This is a genomic window from Bacillus sp. P4_D3, assembly GCF_056401855.1.
Window position 1 is genome coordinate 1 of sequence record NZ_JBFUIN010000702.1, and the last position, 1582, is coordinate 1582.

Sequence of the window (1582 nt, forward strand, 5' to 3'; positions counted from 1 at the left end):
CCCTTAAGGTTAAAACGAATTCCCCATCCTCCGAATCTTTTTAGTGGACTGTAAGTAATGCTTTCATAGTGACATATATTTTTGAAAAGGTACTGTTTATATTGAAAATGAAAAGGAACAAAACGAACATAAAGACCTTTTTCACGGACTTCTATAATCAGTTTCAATACCCCAAGCATTAATACAGGAAAGGCAATCCCAAAAAACAACCACAAAGCAATTAACACACCATTGGGAGCTGGTTTATCTCCAAAGGGGGTATCAAGGATAATTTGTTGAATGAATCCATACCACATCAGTGCTGCGATCCCAAATATGAGTATCCATACCCAAATTTGTTGTGGTCGCTGAACCTCACGAAAGATAATACGTTCTTGTTGTTTCATTAATAATTGTCACCTCCTAAATGATTTATTACAGGGAATCCTTTTTGATCCAGTAATATGTATCCTTTGTTGTTATTCTCTATGAGAACCTCTTGTACTCTCATAGCACTTCACCCCTAAAAAAATTAACGCTCAGTCTAAAGACCTCACAACGCTTTCCGTTATGAGATACGTTAGCTACCTAAATTATACAAACTTTTCCGAATTCAGTATACATATAGAGTTTTATTTTTATTATCTGTATAAGTAATCTAATGTTTATAAGAAAAGAGGATATACGCTCATATATTGAACGTAATATCCTCTTCTTAGTTTAGTCTATTTAAAATCTATTTCAAAACGGATTCTTTTTATTTATCGTAAAATATTGGCTTGTAGGTATTATTAATGAACCTTTATTCCAAAGATACATTATCATACGATCTGTTGTACTGTATTGCGGTTCTAATACGTAGTATCTTTAGTAACATAAATAATTTCACGTAATGGATTTTAAAATTTGGCTAACTGCCATGAAAAAATTAATGCTGGAATTGTTTTTCTTTTCCTTGCAAAAAGTACAATTGTTTCTTAATGTAAGAATGTAGAAGGATGAACAAGAGAGGGTTTAATGAAGATGATACATATTTTATTAGCTGATGATGACAAGCATATTAGAGAGTTATTACATTACCATTTACAAAAAGAGGGGTTTAAAGTTTTTGAGGCTGAAGATGGGAAGGTAGCTCAAGGCATATTAGAGAAAGAAAATATTCATCTTGCGATAGTGGATATTATGATGCCGTTTATTGATGGGTATACGTTATGTGAAGAAATCAGGAAGTATCATGATATACCTGTTATATTATTAACTGCGAAAGATCAGTTAGTTGATAAAGAAAAAGGGTTCATTTCTGGCACGGACGATTATATTGTAAAGCCATTTGAGCCAGCTGAAGTAATTTTCCGTATGAAAGCATTGTTGCGTCGTTATCAAATGCTGAGTGCAGATATCATTACATTACACGGGACGACAATTGACCGAAAAGGGTTTGAAGTGAAGTGTAACGGTCAGACGATTTTGCTTCCGTTAAAGGAATTTGAATTATTATCACAACTTGCTAGTTATCCTGGAAGAACATTTTCAAGAGAAGAATTAATTGAATTAGTATGGGGAATGGATTTTGAAGGGGATGAACGAACGGTTGATGTTCATG

General features: G+C 33.4%; 2 protein-coding genes. One reads left to right on the forward strand and one right to left on the reverse strand.

The features are described from left to right. The coding region (locus AC1DTM_RS25755) for a DUF6141 family protein (RefSeq protein WP_477001215.1) at positions 1-386 on the reverse strand (386 nt) is incomplete at its 3' end. A gap of 610 nt (positions 387-996) precedes the next feature. On the opposite strand from AC1DTM_RS25755, the gene AC1DTM_RS25760 reads away from it, so the two are divergent. Further along, the coding region (locus AC1DTM_RS25760) for a response regulator transcription factor (protein WP_477001216.1) at positions 997-1582 on the forward strand (586 nt) is incomplete at its 3' end.